The organism is Nocardia sp. NPDC003269, from assembly GCF_042888005.1.
In the GTDB taxonomy this organism is placed as follows: Bacteria; Actinomycetota; Actinomycetes; order Mycobacteriales; family Mycobacteriaceae; genus Nocardia.
Map to the genome: position 1 here is coordinate 20,088 of NZ_JBIAPA010000004.1, position 12,686 is coordinate 32,773.

Genomic DNA, 12,686 nt, shown 5'->3' on the forward strand with positions numbered 1-12,686 from the left:
GGCGCCCGATATGATCGGCCGATGACTTCGATGGCGGACGAGAGCGTCGCGCCCGCCGGGCGCGCGGCCAGACGCCGCGATCGCCGCAAGGCGGAGATGATCGATGCCGCGTTGCAGATCCTGTCGAGCAGCGGCTATCAGGGGATGCGGTTCGAGGACGTCGCCGAGCGCTCCGATATCGCGAAAGCGACCCTCTACCACTACTTTCCGAGCAAGGACGCGCTGGTCTCCGCCGCACTGGAGAAGCTGACCTCCGATGTCCTGACCCACCTGGGCGCCGCGCTCGACGCGGCGGCGGATCGACCCGCCGCCGATCGACTGCGCGCGCTCGTCGCCGAGCAGCTGCGGGTCCTCACGGCGCTGTATCCCGAAGTGGGGAAACTCTTCTCGTTCCCGGCGCCGTGGCCCGCCGAGCACACCGAGTCGATCAAGACCATGCGCAGGCGGCACGACCGGATCTTCCGCGAGGTCGTCGACGCGGGCATCGCGTCTGGTGAATTCGATTGCCCCGACCCGTCGGTCGCGCTGCACTGCCTGCACGGCATCCTCAACCACGCCTCGATCTGGCTCCGCCCCGAGGCCGACCCGGACGGGCGGACCCGCGATGCCGTGGTCGAGGAGTCGCTGCGCCTGTTCGTCCGGGCCTGAAACCTCGCAGATCGGGCACTGCACGGACCCGCGGGTCAGGTGTCGGAGCGAAGGGGTAGTTTCTCGGGCACGAGCGGGGAATTCTCGCTCGGCACGGGAGGGACCCACTGTGGCTGAGCCGAGAACCCATCACTATCAATTCGCCCATCGGGTCCTGCCCGATCTAGCGCAGCGGCTCGGCGCGCGCATGGTCACCGACGAACCGCCGTTCGGCTACACCGAACAGCTGAAGTACCTGTGGGACACCGTCGGTGAGCAGCTCGCCCCCGACGATCGGCTGCCCTGCGACGACATCAGCGGCCGCCGCCTCGACGGCGAAGGGTTCCGGCTCCTGCTGGTCCAGCTCCCGACACCGGCAGCCCCCGCGGAAGCGCATTTCGTCGCCGTCGTCCTGCCCGACGAGTCCGAGAACGTGCGGATCTTCACCCTCGAACGCGCCGCCCTCCAACCCCCGGACCGCTCCGACGCCACCATGCTCGGCTCCTGGGCCGACCACAGCCATTTCAACCTGGGGCCCGGCCCCCACCCCGACGCGACCGCCTTCGTCGCCGCCATCCACTCGAAGCTCGCCGCGCCCTAGTTCCCAACAGGCGGTGTCGAACGGCTCAGCGCGCTGAGCGTGCGTGAGTCAGGCCGTCCTGGCGTCCAACTCGTCGAGTAGCTCGATGCTGTCGCGGTACAGGGCCGCCTGTAGCTCCTCGTCGTAGGACACCTTCGACGACCGAACCGGCCTGCGACCCACCAGATATTCGCCGGTGTCGCCCGCGCGCTCGGGCGCCGCGACCAACCACGCGAGATCGGCACCGGACCCGCGCGGGGTTCGCACACCGGGTAGCACGAGCAGCGTTCGAGCGATGGTTCGCCAGGCCGCGCGCTGGAAAACGCCTGCGTCTCTGGCCAATCCGGTGCCCGGCATGAGGCCAGGGTCGTAGGCGTTGACAGTGATGCCACGCGGCGCGAGTTCGCGGGCGAGGTAGTAGGCCGTTTGCAGGTTCGCCAGCTTCGATGTCGAATACCGACGCCGGGCATCACGCTGGGGCGATTCGGCGGACTCGGGCGGGTAGGCGAGTTCGCGGGCGGTCGCGTGGAGCGGGTGCGGCATGCCGGTGAACTGATCGGGATCGTGCGTCCCCGACGACACCAGGACGATCCGCGCCGGGGCGACCAAGTAGTCGACCAGTTCGCGAATGAGGCCGACGTGGCCGAGGTGGTTGATGGCGAAGGTCGCTTCCATGCCGTCGGCGGTGAGCACGCGGCTGGTGAATTGCAGGCCGGCATTGCAGACGAGGCCGCGCAGCGGCGGCAGGTCGGCCGCCACGAGGTCGGTCGCGAACGCGAGAACCGATGCACGCGAGGATAAATCGAGCGGCCGCCCGTGCGCGTTGATGGCCGCTGCCGATGCGCGCGTGCGGGCGCCGTCGCGGCCGGTGATCACGACGTGATTGCGCGGGTCCAGCGCGAGCGTGCGGGCGCATTCGTAGCCGAGGCCGCTGGTGCCACCGGTCACCACGATCGTTCTGTCACCTGATGCCATATGGCACAGTCTGCCACATGGCACTGTCGTGCGACACTGTTCCGATGTCGCTGCGGGATCTCAAACGGGAACGGACCAGGCAATCCATCGTCGACACGGCGTTCACGCTCTTCGCCGAACGGGGATTCGACGATGTCACCGTCGCCGAGATCGCGGCCGCCGCCGAAGTCGGTACCAGGACCCTGCATCGCTACTTCACCAGCAAGGAAGAGCTGGTCTTTCCCGAGGACGAGGAACTGCGCGCCGACCTGACCCGGCTGCTCGCCGAACGCCCCGCGGGCGAACGCCCCGAGACCACGCTCGCCGTTGTCATCGCCCCCCTGGTCGGCCGATTCGGCAGCGAAAATCTTGTCAAGGCCCGTACCCGCGACGCGCTGATCGCGAGCTCTCCGGCCCTACGGGCCCGCGATCTCGCCAAACAGGCCGCCGTCGAGCACCTCGTCGAACACCACCTGGCCCGCCAGCTCGGCGTCGCGGTCGGCACCGATGTCCGCCCATCGCTGTGGGCGAAGATCGGCATGGCCTGTTTCTTCTCCGCCTATCGGGTGTGGCTCAGCAAGGGCGGCGACCTCGCCGATCACGTCGCCGCCGCCCGCGCGGCCCTGTCCGAGACGCTGCCGTCGCTCGGCACCTAGTGAACGCGAATCGCCCGCCCACGGAATCCGTGGACGGGCGATTCAGGCACTGCTACCGACGAATCGGCTGGTACGACTTACACGTCGTAGTACAGCTCGAACTCGTACGGGTGCGGGCGCAGGTTGACCGGCGCGATTTCGCTCTCGCGCTTGATCTGGATCCAGGTCTCGATCAGGTCCTCGGTGAAGACGTTGCCCTCGGTGAGGTAGTCGTGATCCTGCTCGAGGCGGTCGATGACCGTGGCCAGGCTGGTGGGGGCCTGCGGGATGTTCTTGGCCTCCTCGGGCGGCAGCTCGTAGAGGTCCTTGTCGACCGGAGCCAGCGGCTCGATCTTGTTCTTGATGCCGTCCAGGCCGGCCATCATCATGGCGGCGAAGGCCAGGTACGGGTTGCCCGAGGAGTCCGGCGCGCGGAACTCGATGCGCTTGGCCTTCGGGTTGTTGCCCGTCACCGGGATACGCACGGCAGCCGAGCGGTTGCGCTGCGAGTACACCAGGTTGATGGGGGCCTCGTAGCCCGGCACCAGACGGTGGTAGGAGTTGACGGTCGGGTTGGTGAACGCCAGCAGCGACGGGGCGTGGTGCAGGATGCCGCCGATGTAGTGACGCGCCAGATCCGAGAGGCCACCGTAGCCGGCCTCGTCGTGGAACAGCGGCTTGCCGTCCTTCCACAGCGACTGGTGCACGTGCATGCCCGAGCCGTTGTCACCGAAGAGGGGCTTCGGCATGAAGGTGACAGACTTGCCTTCCTGCCACGCGGTGTTCTTCACGATGTACTTGAACAGCTGCAGGTCGTCCGCGGCGGAGAGCAGCGTGCCGAACTTGTAGTTGATCTCGGCCTGACCGGCGGTGCCGACCTCGTGGTGGCCGCGCTCCAGCTCGAAGCCCGCGTTCTGCAGGTTGGTCGAGATCTTGTCGCGCAGGTCGACGTAGTGGTCGTACGGGGCGACGGGGAAGTAGCCACCCTTGTTGCGGACCTTGTAGCCCAGGTTGCGGCTGCCGTCCGGGTTGAACTCGTTGCCGGTGTTCCACGAGCCCGAGACCGACTCGATCTCGTAGAACGAGCCGTTCATGCCCGAGCCGTAGCGGATGCCGTCGAAGATGTAGAACTCGGCCTCGGCACCGAAGTAGGCGGTGTCGGCGATGCCGGTCGAACGCAGGTACTCCTCCGCCTTGCGCGCGATGTTGCGCGGGTCGCGGGAGTAGGCCTCACGGGTGAACGGGTCGTGCACGAAGAAGTTCAGGTTCAGGGTCTTCGCGGCACGGAAGGGGTCGATCCGCGCGGTGCTGAAGTCGGGGAGCAGGAGCATGTCCGACTCGTCGATCGACTGGAAGCCACGCACCGAGGAGCCGTCGAACGCCAGACCCTCTTCGGCCAGGTCGGCGGTGAACGCCTTGGCCGGGATCGAGAAGTGCTGCTGGACGCCGGGAAGGTCGGAGAAGCGGATATCGACGTATTCGATGTCCTCTTCCTTGATGTACTGGATGACCTCTTCGGCCGTGCTGAACGTCACTTGTTCTCCTTACGGATCGGTTCCCAGCCAGTCGCGATGCATGGGTTCGTCGCCAGCTGACGCTATGGACGCGGTGTTTCCCTACAGTCAAGGCTGTGTTTCGCCAGTGTTACGCGTGCCGGATATCTGGTGATGTCTGCCATCCGGGCGCGACCTGCATCGTAATCCTGCCATCCGCTCCGCCGCGCGGTGACGTGACCTCCACTAATGCGGTCGTGAGCGGGCGATAGCCGGCCACTATCCTGGGACCCATGGCGCGTATCACCGGCACATGGCTTTCCGGCAATCCGGCGGAACCGGGCGACCCGGAAACATCCGGCTACCCCGGCGAGCTGTACGGGCTGCCACGCGCGGGCGCCGGCTCGCTCGCCCCGACCTGGCGCCGGGTCGTCGCGCTGTTCGTCGACTGGTTCATCGCGGTCGGCATCGCCGCCGTGATCACCCGCAGCTTCGCCTCCTCCTCGATGCCGCTGCTGGTGTGGTTCGTGATCGGCGTCGCCGCGGTGACGCTGTTCGGGTTCACCCCCGGCCAGTACTTCCTGAAGCTGCGCGTGCTGCGGATCGACGCCCCGGTGGCGGTCGGGTTCGTGCGGGCGCTGGCACGGCAGGTGCTGCTGGTGTTCGTCATCCCGGCGCTGTTCACCGACGCCGACGGGCGCGGCATGCACGATCGCGCCACGGGCACGGCCCTGGTCAACGCGCGCTGACCCGTCGCGGCGGGCCGGGGGCGGCCTTTACGCTGTGGCCGTGTCACTGAATCCGGCCCTGCTGGCCGTGCGTTTCCTGCTCGAGCTCGTCGCCATCACCTCGTTCGGGGTGTTCGGCTGGCGGGCCTTCGACTCGCCCTGGCGATATCTGCTCGTCGTCGTGCTGCCGATCGCGGCCGCGCTGCTGTGGGGCACGTTCGCCGTCGCCGATGATCCGAGCCGCAGTGGCGGCGCGCCGGTGCCCGTCTCGGGCCCGGTCCGGTTGCTGGTCGAGGTCGCCGTGCTCTTCGGTGGCGCCGCGGCGCTGTGGGGCGCTGGACTGCCCCGGCTCGCGCTGATCTCGACGGCGGTGCTGGTCGGCTACCACCTGCTGGCCTACGACCGGATCCTGTGGCTGCTCACCGGACGGGCGCCGAACTCCTGACATGACACGAGCCCGGCACCTGCGATCAGGTGCCGGGCTCGTGGTGGTAGGCGGGCTCAGCGACGACGGATCGCGCGCTGCATGCCCTTCATCTTGGCGCCGGGGGGCATCGGGCCCTTCGGCATCGCCGGGCCGCTGCGCGAACTCAGCGCGGTCAGCCTGCCCTCGATCTGGTCGATCCGCTTGACGTCGATATTGCGCGGCAGCTTGGTGAGGAACTTCTGCAGATCCTTGAGCGGGGTCTGGCCCTCGTCGTTGCCGACGATCACTTCGTAGATGGGGGTGTCACCGATGAGGCGGGCGGTGCGCTTCTTCTCCTGCGCGATGAGCGACTTCACCCGCTGCGGGGAGCCCTCGGCGACGAAGACCACGCCCGGCAGACCGATGACGCGGTGCACCGCGTCGAGCTGGGTGGTGGCCGCGACGCCGTTGGCGACCCGCCACTTGCCCTGCAGGTTCTCCAGCACCCACGCCGCCGCGCCCGCCTGGCCCTCGGCCTTGCGGTAGACGTTCTTCTGCACGCGACGTCCGAAGATGATGAACGCGAACAGCACACCGAGCAGCAGACCCAGCGGCAGCAGGAACCACTGCATGTCGAAGATCAGACCGACGAGGAAGAAGACCACCGCGGTGCCGACGAGTGCGCCGATCATCAGCGGCAGCAGCGCCTTGTCTTCCTTGCGCTGCATGTTGAACGCCTGCCACAACTGCTGACGCCGTTCGCGTGATGCCTGCTTACGGGCCGCTTTAGCCGCGGCCTTGGCTTCCTTCGACGGCTTGCCGCCCTTGCCTCCTGCCATGGTCTCAGCTTAGATGGCCCCCCGCGGGGCCGTCGGACCGCATGACGCAGCGACCTCGAACACGGCGATTCGGACGTCTTTCACGGCGAATCCGCCGGGCACGGGCAACAATGGCGAGGGTGCGCCCGATGATCGAGAAACCGACCGGATCCCCCGTCACCACCGGGGTCGACGACGCGGTCGCCGAGCGGCTGGCCGCGGCGCTGCGGTGCGCGACGGTGTCGACCGAGGACCCCACTCAGACCGCCGACGCGGAGTTCGCCCGGCTCGCCGAACACCTCGAGACGTCGTTCCCGCGCGTGCACGCCGAGCTGACCGTGACCACCTTCGGCCGCAGCAGGCTCTACCGCTGGGACGGCGCCGAGCCGGGACCGGTCGCCGCGATCCTGCTGGCCCACCAGGACGTCGTCCCGGTCGACGATCCGCGGCGCTGGACCCATCCCCCGTTCGCCGGCGTCGTCGACGCGGAGTTCATCTGGGGCCGGGGCGCGATCGACGACAAGAGCCGGGTGCTGGCCGTGCTCGAGGCCGTCGAGCAGTCACTGACGGCCGGTGTGCGTCCCCGGCACACCGTCTACCTCGCCTTCGGCCACGACGAAGAGGTCTTCGGCGACGGCGGCGCGGTCCGGATGGCCGAGCACCTGCGGGACGAGAAGGTCAGGGCCGAGCTGTTGCTCGACGAGGGCGGGGTGATCACCGAGGGCGTCGCCGACGGGGTCGAGCGGCCGGTCGCGAGCATCATGCTGGGTGAGAAGGGGTACGCGACGGTGCGGCTGTCGGTCAGCGAGACCGGCGGGCACTCGTCCATGCCCGGCAAGCAGACCGCGGTCGGTCGCCTGGCCCGCGCCGTCGCCCGGGTGCAGGACCATCCGATGCCGCTGCGGTTGACGCCGGTGATCACCGACATGCTCGCCCGGATGCGGGTGGCGCTGCCGGAACCGCGCCGCAAGCTGCTCGAGCTCGCCGATACCCGCGGGCTGGCCACGCTGGCGGGGCCGCTGGTCACCCGGATCCTGGCGGCGGGCCCCACCACCGAGGCGCTGGTCCGCACGACCACGGCGCCGACGGTGATCCATGGTGGGGTGAAGGCCAATGTGCTGCCGCAGAGCGCCGAGGCGCTGGTGAATTTCCGTATCCTGCCCGGTGATTCGGTGTCGACCGTGCTCGCGCACTGTCGCCGGGTGATCCGCGACATCGGGGTGGCGATCGAGCTGGTCGGGCCCGCGTCGGAGCCCTCGCGCGTCACCGGGCCCGGCCCGTCCTACGCGCTGATCGCCGAGCTCGCCGCCGAGATCGTCCCCGGCATCGTGACCACCACCGGACTGGTGCCCGGCGCCACCGATTCCCGGCACTACGACGGGCTCGCCGCCACCCGCTGCAACTTCGCGCCGATCGTGCTGACCGCGGCGGACCTGGAACGGATCCACGGAACCGACGAGCGGATCTCCCGGCTCAACTACGCTCGACTGATCGAGTTCAATCGGCGCCTGATCGAGCGGCTCGCGGTGGCGCCCGGCGACGAAGGAGCAGCGCAGCGATGACGACGGACACGGGCGAATTCGCCGGCAACGGCGGCCGGATCGCCTGGCGCGCTTGGCAACCCACCTCCGACCCGCGTGCGGTGGTGGTGCTGGTGCACGGTGTCGCCGAGCATTCGGGACGCTACGAGTACGTGGGCGACGCGCTGGCCGCGCAGGGCTTCGCGGTGTACGCGCTCGATCACATCGGGCACGGGTTGTCGGAGGGCGCGGCGGCCAATATCGGCTCGATGCACGCCGCCGCCGACAATGTGGCCGCACTGCTCGACCTGGCGGGCAAGGCCCATCCCGGCGTCCCCCGCTTCCTGCTCGGGCATTCGATGGGCAGCCTGGTGGTGCTGCACCTGGCGACCCGCGGCCCGGTCGACGTGGCCGGGGTCGTGGTGTCGGCGCCGCCGCTGGACATCCCGCTGGGCAATCCGGTGCAGCGCCTGGCCGCTCCCCTGCTCACCCGGATCGCGCCGAATCTCGGTGTGCTGACCCTGGATTCGTCGACGATCAGCCGCGATCCCGCGGTGGTGCGCGCCTACGACGACGACCCGCTGGTGTTCCGCGGCAAGCTGCCCGCCCGCACCGCGGTGGAGATCCTGCAGCACACCGCGCTGGTGAAGCAGCGCCTCGACGCGCTCACCCCGCCGCTGCTGGTGGTGCACGGCACCGCCGACACCATCGCCGCGCCGTCGAGCGCCGACCTGCTCGAACGCGACGCCGGATCGTCCGACGTGACGGTGCTGCGCTACCCGGGGCTGTTCCACGAGGTGTTCAACGAACCCGAGCGCGACCAGGTGATCGCGGACGTCGTCGACTGGCTCTCGCGACATATTACCGACGAGTAACTTAGAACCTAGTAGACTCCGCGCATGGGAACCACGTCTACCGGCGCCGTCGCCTTCATCCGCGCCAGCTGGCACAGCTCCATCGTCACCAAGGCCCACGAGGGCTTCGTCGCCGAATACGCCGGCCTGGGCTTCGACCCGGCCGCCGTCGAGGTGTTCGACGTCCCCGGCGCCTTCGAGATCCCGCTGCACGCGCAGCGCCTGGCCCGCACCGGCCGCTACGAGGCGATCGTCGCCGCCGCGCTGGTCGTCGACGGCGGCATCTACCGCCACGACTTCGTCGCCACCGCGGTGATCGACGGCCTGATGCGCGTGCAACTCGACAACGACGTCCCGGTGTTCTCGGTGGTGCTCACGCCGCACCACTTCCACGAGCACAGCGAGCACGTCGACTACTACACCAACCATTTCGTGACGAAGGGAGCCGAGGCCGCCCGCGCGGTGGCGAACACCCTCAGCTCCCTGCGATCACTGCCTGCGGCCCGCTGACTACTTGAACTGGGTCAGGCAGGCCTGTTCGCCGTCGAGGACGCCGGTGCGGAACGCCTCGAGGCGCTGATAGCCGCTCGGCACCACCTTGCCGTTGACGTCGGCGGCCGCGAGGCCGTCGGCGAGCAGGCCCGACACCGCCTCGTCGAGGTCGCCGGCCGACAGGCGCGGATCACTGCCCGGCTCACTGAGTTTCGTGGTCAGCGCCCCGGACAGGCACGCGGTGCGCAGGCCCGCCGACTCGGCGCCGGTGAGTGACAGCTTGCGATCCTGCTGCACCGCCAGGGCGTAGCGGGACACGAAGACCACCGCGGCGTTGTAGTCGCCGGTGACCATCGCCGAGAGCGGTTCCTCCTTGCCGGTGGTTCCCTCCCCCGCGCGCTTGGCCATGGCGGGCAGGTCGGTGCCGATGGTGTTGCTGCCCGGGCAGTACGACACCGGCTCGGTAGTGGTGGTCGAGGCGCAGTTGCGGGTGACACCCGCGTAGTCGAACTTCGGCGCGTTCTTCACCGGCATCGACTTGCCCAGCTGGGTGGCCAGCGAGCTCAGGTTCTCCTTGTTCACCGGCAGCTGCTTCTCGCGCTCGCCGTCCTCGAAGGTGACCGGCAGGCCCGCGCGGCGCTTCTCGATCTCGTCCTTGTTGATCCCCTTGCAGGACCCGGCGCCCTCGGTGTAGCCCATCTGCACCGCGGTGACCCGCTCGAAGGCCGAACCGTGCACGGCGTCGGGATCATTGGGGTCGCGGTCGCGCACGGCGACGGTCGCGCCGAGCACACCGTTGAGGCCGTCGGTGGTGTTGAGGGTGAAGTGCTTGGACCTGCCCTCGGCGACGTGGCGCAGGAAGACCCCGGCCAGGCAGTCGGCCTGCTGCTCCTTCACCAGCGCGTCGGTGAGGAAGCCGCGCAGCAGGTCGGCCTGGGACTGGATGGCGTGGCCGTACTCGTGGGCCAGCACCATCACCACCGACATCTCCTTGTACTTGTCGACCAGCAGCGGCAGCAGGACCGAGCGGTCCCAGCCGATGGTGTGGTCGAGCGGGCAGTACGCGGCGTTGACCAGCTTGTAGGTGCTGCTCTTGCAGAACTGCACCGATTCCGCTTCCGGCGCCTTCGCCGACCACGAGATGTACTTCGAAGCGGGCTTGAAGTTGCCCCGGAACGTCTTGGAATACTCGGTCTGCCAATACTCTTCGATATCGGCGATGGCGTTGAGCGCGAGCTTGTCGATCTTGCCGTTGTCGCCGTTCTCCGCCTTCTTGTCGGTGTCGGGCACCCCCGGACGGGTGCCGCTGGGCCCGGTGTTCGACGTCGCGCCCGCCACCTCCCACGGGTTGTCCATCGCAGGCATCGCCTGGTCACTGGCGACGGTCGTCGCCGAGCAACCGGTGGCGAGCAGGCCGACGCTCACCAGTGCCGCCACAGCCATGGCGAACCGATGTTTGATCATCCGCTGTTTCCTCCCCGGGGAATGACACGGACGCCGAGCGGTCCGATGTCGAGCGCTCACATGGTAATCGACGCCGTCAATCCCGCATCCGGACCGTGGCGAGCAGTGCGCGGTGATCGGACCCCGGAATGGTCAGCGTGTGGACCTCTTCGGCCACGCCACCTGCGACGAGGATGTGATCGATGCCGATCACCGGCCCCCACCGGCGATCGGCGGGATAGGTCAGCAGGACGCCGTCGCCGGTCTGGTCCGCGGCGGCCGCGAACGGACCGTCCAGCAGCGCGCGGTAGGCCGAATGGTTCTGCGTCGCATTGAAATCCGCGCCGACGATCGCGGGCGTCGGGGCCGTCGCGAGGATCTCGTCGACGCGGCGCAGCTCGGCCGTCCACGCGGCGAAGTCGATATTGGGCGGGATCGGGTGGAAGGCGAACACCGAGATCGGGCCGCGCTGTGGATGATCCATCGTCGCGGAGATATTGCTCATGATGAAGCCGTCGTACTTCGTGTTCTTGCGCAACGGGTATCGGCTGTAGATGCCGGTACCGCCACCGCCGGACTGCGCGGGTTCCAGGTAGAAGTAGGGCAGCCGCTCTTCCAGTCCGGCCGCGCGCAGCCGGGTGATCGAGTCGGTGGTCAGTTCGTCGGCGGTGAGCACGTCGACGTCGTTGTCGCGCACCGCCGCGACCACGGCGGCCGGATCCGCCTGTCCGAAGAGCAGATTCGATTGCAGCACCCGCAGCTGCGGTCCGTCGGCCGCACCGGCCGCCGGAATGTAGCCCGGCACGATCAGCCAGGCCGCGCCCGCCAGCACCACGCCCCCGGCGATCGCGCTGCGCCAGCCGCGCGCGAGGAGAACGAGGACCAGCCCGAGCACCGCGCCCAGCATCAGCCACATCGCCCCCGACGCCAGCAGCACCAGCGACTGCTGCCGCCAGCTGCCCAGATGCAACACGATCCCGGCCACCGCCGCGATCAGCGCGCCCCACCCCAGGACCAGCAACGCCCGGTCCAACCATTTCCGCATCATGAGGCCCGAGCCTAGGCTGGCGTCCTTGTCGCGCCCTTATGGCGGCGCTAAAGGTTCTCTGAGGTGCCGGTGGCGGCCTACACTGGCGCCGCAGAAGGAGGTGGCCGGTTGTACATCGAGGACTTCCCCGCCGCGGGCCCGCTCACCGAGGACGCCGTCGACGCGCTGATGACCGTCGCGGGCCGCTACACCTCGGCGCTGACCCTCACCGTGGCCGATCGCACCGTCCAGCTCCCGGTCCTGCCGGTCTGCTGGACCGAGCTCCCCATCCGCGCGGGCACCCCGATCACCGTCGAAGCGGCCCGTGGCTACCGCCCCGCCGACACCGAGGACCGCACCGCCCTGCGCGACTTCGTCGCGACCTTCCAGCGCGCCACCGGAGCGTCCCGTTGAGGCGCGCCCGCCCGGCGGGTCTTCGCCCATGACCGTGCGCGCCAAGATCTGCGGAATCCGCTCGGAAGCCGACCTGCGGATCGCGCTCGCGGCCGGCGCGGACGCGGTCGGCTTCATCAGCGGCATCACCCATGTCAGCGAGGACGCGCTCGACGCCGCGACGGCGCGACGACTGGCCGCGCTGGTCCCGCCGTTCGTCAACCGGGTGCTGGTGACCCATCTCGAGGCGGAGGACGAGATCATCGAGCTGGCGGATCAGCTCGGTGTGGACACGATCCAGGTGCACGGGCTCGTCTCGGCGGAGACACTGCGGCAGGTCAAGGCCGCCGCCCGGGGCCGGATGATCCTGCGCGCCGTCCATGTCGCCGGCGCGGACGCCATCCTGGACGCGAAGGCCGCTGCCGCCGATTGTGACGGCGTGCTGCTGGATTCCCGCACCGCCGATCGGCTGGGCGGCACCGGCCGCACCCACGACTGGACGGTCAGCGCGCGCATCGTCACGGAACTGGCCGCGCTCGGCTGCCCGGTCGTGCTCGCGGGCGGACTGACCGCGGCCAATGTCGGCGCGGCGATCAGCGCGGTGAAGCCGTTCGGGGTCGACGTCAACAGCGGTGTCGAGGACGCCTCGGGCGACAAGTCGCAGCAGGCGTGCGACAGCTTCGTCGCCGCCGCGCACGGTGCGCGGCACGGCTGAG

Annotated in this window: 15 protein-coding genes; 10 read left to right on the forward strand and 5 right to left on the reverse strand. The window is 69.1% G+C overall.

All coding sequences use genetic code 11. The features are described 5' to 3' along the window. Nucleotides 1–21 precede the first annotated feature (21 nt). Together ACFYWJ_RS28245 and ACFYWJ_RS28250 are read left to right on the forward strand one after the other, a co-directional pair. A complete protein-coding gene (locus ACFYWJ_RS28245) occupies nucleotides 22–648 on the forward strand; it encodes a TetR/AcrR family transcriptional regulator (RefSeq protein WP_355279208.1) in 627 nt (208 codons plus the stop codon). A 109-nt stretch (nucleotides 649–757) separates the two neighbouring features. Then, the gene (locus tag ACFYWJ_RS28250) at nucleotides 758–1,228 is read left to right on the forward strand and encodes a hypothetical protein (RefSeq protein ID WP_355279206.1); all 471 of its coding nucleotides are present in this window, start codon (nucleotides 758–760) and stop codon (nucleotides 1,226–1,228) included. Nucleotides 1,229–1,276: 48 nt separating this feature from the next. On the opposite strand, the gene ACFYWJ_RS28255 is transcribed toward ACFYWJ_RS28250, so the two are convergent. Next, nucleotides 1,277–2,155: an SDR family NAD(P)-dependent oxidoreductase gene (locus ACFYWJ_RS28255; protein WP_355279203.1), complete on the reverse strand. Its 879-nt coding sequence runs from the start codon at nucleotides 2,153–2,155 to the stop codon at nucleotides 1,277–1,279. Nucleotides 2,156–2,226: 71 nt separating this feature from the next. Here ACFYWJ_RS28255 and ACFYWJ_RS28260 point away from each other — a divergent pair, with 71 nt between their 5' ends. Next, nucleotides 2,227–2,817, forward strand: a complete 591-nt coding sequence (locus ACFYWJ_RS28260) for a TetR family transcriptional regulator (protein ID WP_355279200.1) — start codon at nucleotides 2,227–2,229, stop codon at nucleotides 2,815–2,817. A 77-nt stretch (nucleotides 2,818–2,894) separates the two neighbouring features. Here the strand turns inward: ACFYWJ_RS28260 and glnA are convergent, their stop codons facing one another. Then, entirely contained in the window at nucleotides 2,895–4,331 is a 1,437-nt protein-coding gene (gene glnA, locus ACFYWJ_RS28265) for a type I glutamate--ammonia ligase (protein ID WP_355279198.1), read from the reverse strand. Nucleotides 4,332–4,582: 251 nt separating this feature from the next. Between glnA and ACFYWJ_RS28270 the strand changes: the two genes are divergently transcribed. Continuing rightward, a complete protein-coding gene (locus ACFYWJ_RS28270) occupies nucleotides 4,583–5,038 on the forward strand; it encodes an RDD family protein (RefSeq protein WP_355279196.1) in 456 nt (151 codons plus the stop codon). A gap of 40 nt (nucleotides 5,039–5,078) precedes the next feature. Next, nucleotides 5,079–5,462 carry a YrdB family protein gene (locus ACFYWJ_RS28275; protein ID WP_355279193.1) on the forward strand — a complete coding sequence of 128 codons (384 nt, stop codon included), beginning with the start codon at nucleotides 5,079–5,081 and terminating at the stop codon, nucleotides 5,460–5,462. Between the two features lie 56 nt (nucleotides 5,463–5,518). Here ACFYWJ_RS28275 and ACFYWJ_RS28280 read toward each other — a convergent pair whose 3' ends face one another. Beyond that, nucleotides 5,519–6,262: a DUF4191 domain-containing protein gene (locus ACFYWJ_RS28280; protein WP_355279190.1), complete on the reverse strand. Its 744-nt coding sequence runs from the start codon at nucleotides 6,260–6,262 to the stop codon at nucleotides 5,519–5,521. Nucleotides 6,263–6,390: 128 nt separating this feature from the next. On the opposite strand from ACFYWJ_RS28280, the gene ACFYWJ_RS28285 reads away from it, so the two are divergent. From ACFYWJ_RS28285 to ACFYWJ_RS28295, 3 genes are read left to right on the forward strand one after another with little or no spacing between them, the layout of a single operon-like run. Further along, entirely contained in the window at nucleotides 6,391–7,803 is a 1,413-nt protein-coding gene (locus ACFYWJ_RS28285) for a M20/M25/M40 family metallo-hydrolase (protein ID WP_355279188.1), read from the forward strand. Further along, nucleotides 7,800–8,636 (forward strand): lysophospholipase, encoded by an 837-nt coding sequence (locus ACFYWJ_RS28290; RefSeq protein WP_355279185.1) that lies wholly within the window; start codon nucleotides 7,800–7,802, stop codon nucleotides 8,634–8,636. The genes ACFYWJ_RS28285 and ACFYWJ_RS28290 overlap by 4 nt, the downstream gene beginning before the upstream one ends. A 24-nt stretch (nucleotides 8,637–8,660) precedes the next feature. Beyond that, entirely contained in the window at nucleotides 8,661–9,125 is a 465-nt protein-coding gene (locus ACFYWJ_RS28295) for a 6,7-dimethyl-8-ribityllumazine synthase (protein WP_355279183.1), read from the forward strand. Here the strand turns inward: ACFYWJ_RS28295 and ACFYWJ_RS28300 are convergent, their stop codons facing one another. Together ACFYWJ_RS28300 and ACFYWJ_RS28305 are read right to left on the reverse strand one after the other, a co-directional pair. After that, nucleotides 9,126–10,571, reverse strand: coding sequence for a metallopeptidase (locus ACFYWJ_RS28300; protein ID WP_355279180.1), 1,446 nt, complete (start codon nucleotides 10,569–10,571; stop codon nucleotides 9,126–9,128). It abuts the gene before it with no gap. Between the two features lie 76 nt (nucleotides 10,572–10,647). Then, a complete protein-coding gene (locus ACFYWJ_RS28305) occupies nucleotides 10,648–11,598 on the reverse strand; it encodes an endonuclease/exonuclease/phosphatase family protein (RefSeq protein ID WP_355279178.1) in 951 nt (316 codons plus the stop codon). 69 nt (nucleotides 11,599–11,667) lie between these two features. Here ACFYWJ_RS28305 and ACFYWJ_RS28310 point away from each other — a divergent pair, with 69 nt between their 5' ends. Together ACFYWJ_RS28310 and ACFYWJ_RS28315 are read left to right on the forward strand one after the other, a co-directional pair. Further along, the gene (locus tag ACFYWJ_RS28310) at nucleotides 11,668–11,991 is read left to right on the forward strand and encodes a hypothetical protein (RefSeq protein ID WP_355279175.1); all 324 of its coding nucleotides are present in this window, start codon (nucleotides 11,668–11,670) and stop codon (nucleotides 11,989–11,991) included. 28 nt (nucleotides 11,992–12,019) lie between these two features. Next, the gene (locus ACFYWJ_RS28315; protein WP_355279174.1) at nucleotides 12,020–12,685 is read left to right on the forward strand and encodes a phosphoribosylanthranilate isomerase; all 666 of its coding nucleotides are present in this window, start codon (nucleotides 12,020–12,022) and stop codon (nucleotides 12,683–12,685) included. Nucleotide 12,686 lies beyond the last annotated feature (1 nt).

Excerpts from the sequence above, each read along its gene's own strand:
- ACFYWJ_RS28245 (WP_355279208.1), top strand. The coding sequence starts at position 22 with ATGACTTCGATGGCGGACGAGAGCGTCGCGCCCGCCGGGCGCGCGGCC.
- ACFYWJ_RS28260 (WP_355279200.1), top strand. The coding sequence starts at position 2,227 with ATGTCGCTGCGGGATCTCAAACGGGAACGGACCAGGCAATCCATCGTC.
- ACFYWJ_RS28270 (WP_355279196.1), top strand. The coding sequence starts at position 4,583 with ATGGCGCGTATCACCGGCACATGGCTTTCCGGCAATCCGGCGGAACCG.
- ACFYWJ_RS28280 (WP_355279190.1), bottom strand. The coding sequence starts at position 6,262 with ATGGCAGGAGGCAAGGGCGGCAAGCCGTCGAAGGAAGCCAAGGCCGCG.
- ACFYWJ_RS28285 (WP_355279188.1), top strand. The coding sequence starts at position 6,391 with ATGATCGAGAAACCGACCGGATCCCCCGTCACCACCGGGGTCGACGAC.
- ACFYWJ_RS28290 (WP_355279185.1), top strand. The coding sequence starts at position 7,800 with ATGACGACGGACACGGGCGAATTCGCCGGCAACGGCGGCCGGATCGCC.
- ACFYWJ_RS28295 (WP_355279183.1), top strand. The coding sequence starts at position 8,661 with ATGGGAACCACGTCTACCGGCGCCGTCGCCTTCATCCGCGCCAGCTGG.
- ACFYWJ_RS28300 (WP_355279180.1), bottom strand. The coding sequence starts at position 10,571 with ATGATCAAACATCGGTTCGCCATGGCTGTGGCGGCACTGGTGAGCGTC.
- ACFYWJ_RS28305 (WP_355279178.1), bottom strand. The coding sequence starts at position 11,598 with ATGATGCGGAAATGGTTGGACCGGGCGTTGCTGGTCCTGGGGTGGGGC.
- ACFYWJ_RS28315 (WP_355279174.1), top strand. The coding sequence starts at position 12,020 with ATGACCGTGCGCGCCAAGATCTGCGGAATCCGCTCGGAAGCCGACCTG.